Source organism: bacterium endosymbiont of Bathymodiolus sp. 5 South, from assembly GCF_900128535.1.
Taxonomy (GTDB): domain Bacteria; phylum Pseudomonadota; class Gammaproteobacteria; order PS1; family Pseudothioglobaceae; genus Thiodubiliella.
In genome coordinates this window covers 1-3,578 of sequence record NZ_FQTR01000165.1, presented here as the reverse complement: position 1 = coordinate 3,578, position 3,578 = coordinate 1, and the positions used below count along the sequence as shown (strand labels likewise).

General features: G+C 37.7%; 2 protein-coding genes and 1 pseudogene. All 3 read left to right on the top strand.

What is annotated here, in order from left to right; all coding sequences use genetic code 11:
- Window positions 1–936 (top strand): annotated as a pseudogene (locus BBROOKSOX_RS09570) (hypothetical protein); the annotation flags it as partial.
- The gene (locus BBROOKSOX_RS09565) at window positions 936–1,565 is read left to right on the top strand and encodes a tetratricopeptide repeat protein (protein ID WP_139661426.1); all 630 of its coding nucleotides are present in this window, start codon (window positions 936–938) and stop codon (window positions 1,563–1,565) included. The pseudogene BBROOKSOX_RS09570 and the gene BBROOKSOX_RS09565, both read left to right, overlap by 1 nt.
- Window positions 1,566–1,844: 279 nt before the next feature.
- A complete protein-coding gene (locus tag BBROOKSOX_RS09560; RefSeq protein WP_139661422.1) occupies window positions 1,845–3,053 on the top strand; it encodes an RHS repeat-associated core domain-containing protein in 1,209 nt (402 codons plus the stop codon).
- The last annotated feature ends 525 nt before the right edge of the window (window positions 3,054–3,578 follow it).

Here is a 3,578-nt window from a genome sequence, read left to right as displayed (position 1 = left end):
ATCCAAGCCCCTTACAATACACAGAGTTATAATAGATACAGTTATGTAATGAACAACCCGCTGAAATACACTGACCCGAGCGGTTACAATCCCTTTAAAGCAATAGCTAAAGCATGGCGAAGTACTTGGAGGGGTATTAAAAAATATGGCAGACAAGTTGTAGCAATAGTTGTTGCTATTTACACCGGCGGTGCAACATTGGCTGCTGGCTGGAGTGTGTGGGCAAGTGGTGCGGCCGCTGGTTTTGTTAGCGGTGCAATTAGCACAGGTAGTTTAAAAGGTGCAATGCGAGGGGCAGTGTTGGGAAGTGTAACGGCAGGCGTTGCTAATCACATTGGTTATGGTAAAAGTGCTTTTGCAAAATGGGCGCAAAAAGATATTTATAACAAAGCAATTGCCCACGGGTTATCTCAAGGTGCTATTAGTCAAATATCAGGTGGAAATTTTAAAGAAGGGTTTTTAGGTGGTGCATTTTCTTCATATGCTGGAGATTCTTGGCTGGACGCCTCTTCTTCTAATAACGTGATTACTGATACTATGATTAGTAGTGTTATAGGTGGCGTTTCCGCAGAATTGGGCGGAGGTAAGTTTGCGAATGGGGCAAGGAGTGCGGCTTTTGTGAGTTTGTATAATCATGGTAGTAGTGCGTATGAAGGTGATGATTATTCTTATCCTAATTCTGATGGAAGTCATTATCATGAAGTACCGTTGGGGAGTTTTACGCCTGTGCTAGATATTTTGGGGGGTGGAAGAATTATTGGTTCCGCGATTAAAAATTCTTTTACTAGAATTCTTTGTCTTACTGTACTATTATGCGCCCCCCCTAACACTATTTCTAACGCTATTAGAAGTGGTTTAGAAGACGGTATTAGATTGAAAAATATTTCTAGAAAAGTAAAGGATTCTATTAATGTTCACAATAGGAGTAAAAAATAATGTTGAAAAGATATGATGTTCTTTGGTATGAAGCCGAATCTGATAAGAACAATAAAGAATTATCTGACAGTTTAGAGGATTGTTTTGTAAATGGAAATTGTAAGAATACAATTAATATTTTGTTAAAAGCTGATAAAAATAATTGCAGAATTGCCGCAAGTCTTATTGGTAATTTTTATTTACATGGAAAATATGGTGTTAAAAAAGATGTTAACGAGACTATTTATTGGCATCGCAAGGCGTTTTTTGAAAACGAAGATATAGATGCCGGGTTAGATTTAGCTATTTTTTATAAAAATTTAGCAATTAAAAATAAAGATAATGCACTGCATAAAAAATCAATTGAAGTTTACCAAAAAATTGCCACCATCAACAATCATATCGCTCTTACTGCACTAGGTGGATGTTACGAAATAGGGCGCGGTGTTGAGAAAAATATAGATAAATCACTTGAGTATTACAAACAAGCGGCAGAAGCAGGCAATCTGGCAGCCACTATGGCAATGAGTAGAGTTTATCGTAAACATAAAAATTGGCTTAAGGGTATAAAAATGTGTTTAAAAGCTATACCAAAAGTTTTAAGTGAATCAAAGAAAAACCCAGATAGTGAAAAATTAAGAAGAGAATAAAAATAAAGAGACACAAGAATAATATATTGCATATTAGGAGCGCCTTGAAAAATAAGAAATAAGATACTGTCTTAAAAGTCAACCTTTTTTTAATTTTTATTTGTCATTAGAAAATAAGGGGACGCTACCCTTTAAAATAAAGGGAATAGACAAAAAGATATTGGGATATATAGGGACGCTGCCCTTTTTTACATCCCTGACAAAACCCGTTACCTACACTACGACAACCTCGGCTCAATAGACACCATCACCGATGGACAAGGCAACATCGTTGAGCGCATGGCATACACCGCCTTTGGTGAAAGACGCAAAGGCGATTGGAGGGTATCCGATCCACTACCGCCTATCATTCCAGCTCTAACCAACCGAGGATTTACAGGTCATGAGCATATTGATGAAATGGGATTGATACATATGAACGGTAGAGTGTATGACCCACAAATTGGAAGATTCCTCAGTGCTGATCCCTATATTCAATCTCCATATAATACACAGAGTTACAACAGATACAGCTATACAATAAACAATCCGCTGAAATACACCGACCCAGATGGGAATTTTTTCTTGGCTTTTCTAGCAGTAGCAATTACCAAGACCATTGTGACAAATATTGCAATGGGTCTCATTGCTCAGATGTTTGTTGCCTATGCTGTGAGTTATGCAGTTACCTACATCGCAACAGGCAGCGCCAAAGTCGCCCAAGGCGCAGGACTGAGCGCTGCTTTATTTATGGGTATCGGAGGACTAAGGGGAGGTAAAATAGGCGCTAATGGCAAAATGCAATACAACCTAGGTTGGGAATCAGGCTCTATGAAAACCTTAGCCGCTCATGGATTAGCAGGCGGTATCGTGCAAGACAGAATGGGCGGTAGTTTTGGTGCTGGTTTCTTATCGGGTTCACTCGGCTCTTACCTTGGTTCACCAGAACATTCAAAGAATATGTCTGAGATGATTGGCAACACTGCTAGAGATGCGGTTGTTGGCGGTACCATCTCGGTGATTGGCGGTGGTAAATTCGCAAACGGGGCACAGACGGGGGCGTTTAGGTATTTGTTTAATGAGTGGACGCATGATGCTCAGAAACCAAGTATTCCCATTTCTGCGTATGAAAGGAGGTTAGCAAAAAGAGGAGCACCATTGTCAAGAGTACTATTTTGGCATATGAGAAACTCAGAGGGCGATCCGTTTGCATTAACGGCTTTAGATGTTGTTGCCAATAGAGGGCTTCGTGGTATATCTGCTAATATGTTGGCACCAATAAATAATGAACAATTAGGGATAAATCTAATGGTTGATTATGTTGACTGGGTGGACAGAGATTATGCTGATACTAGCCAAAGTAATTGGAGGGGTGTTTTAAGTAATGACCAAATTAACAGTTGGCATAACAATACATTTGACAGGACACCATGGTCGGGTACTTATGGTGGAAACATACCTTTTACTGACAGTATGATTTGCAGTACTTGTGATTCGTATAATCCATAATGAAAGATATAATGTATTTTGTAAAAGTTAGTATTTTTAGTTCTTTAATCTCAAGTGCTATAATACCCCCTTTATTCGTGATGATGATAGAGTTGAATATTGATGTTGAAAGTTTTTTTATCAACGTTTTGCCTATTTTTATTCCATCGTTTATAGTTATTATTATTTTTACAATCTTATTCGCTATTCCTGTGCATATTTTGACGAATAAAAGTAATAAATTCAATCTTAAAAATACATTGCTTATAGGCGGATTAGTTACATTGACTGTAGATTTAGTTTATATAAAATTAGGTATTTTGGATTATCCTATATTTCTCTTTTGTGGAATAATTCATTCATATGTATATTGGCTTATTGCACAAAAAATAAGTCAGCGAAAAAGATAAAAAAATATATAGATCTTTGCATAAGATAGGAACAATCATCAGAAACCCACTTTTCACCCACTTGGCGATTTTTTAAACCCAGCCTTAGCCCTGCTAGGACAAGGTTTAAAGAAATCACCAATTGGGCAAAAATTGG

Bases quoted from the DNA above. Each gene is read 5' to 3' on its own strand.
- BBROOKSOX_RS09560 (WP_139661422.1), top strand. From the start codon at position 1,845: ATGGCATACACCGCCTTTGGTGAAAGACGCAAAGGCGATTGGAGGGTA.
- BBROOKSOX_RS09565 (WP_139661426.1), top strand. From the start codon at position 936: ATGTTGAAAAGATATGATGTTCTTTGGTATGAAGCCGAATCTGATAAG.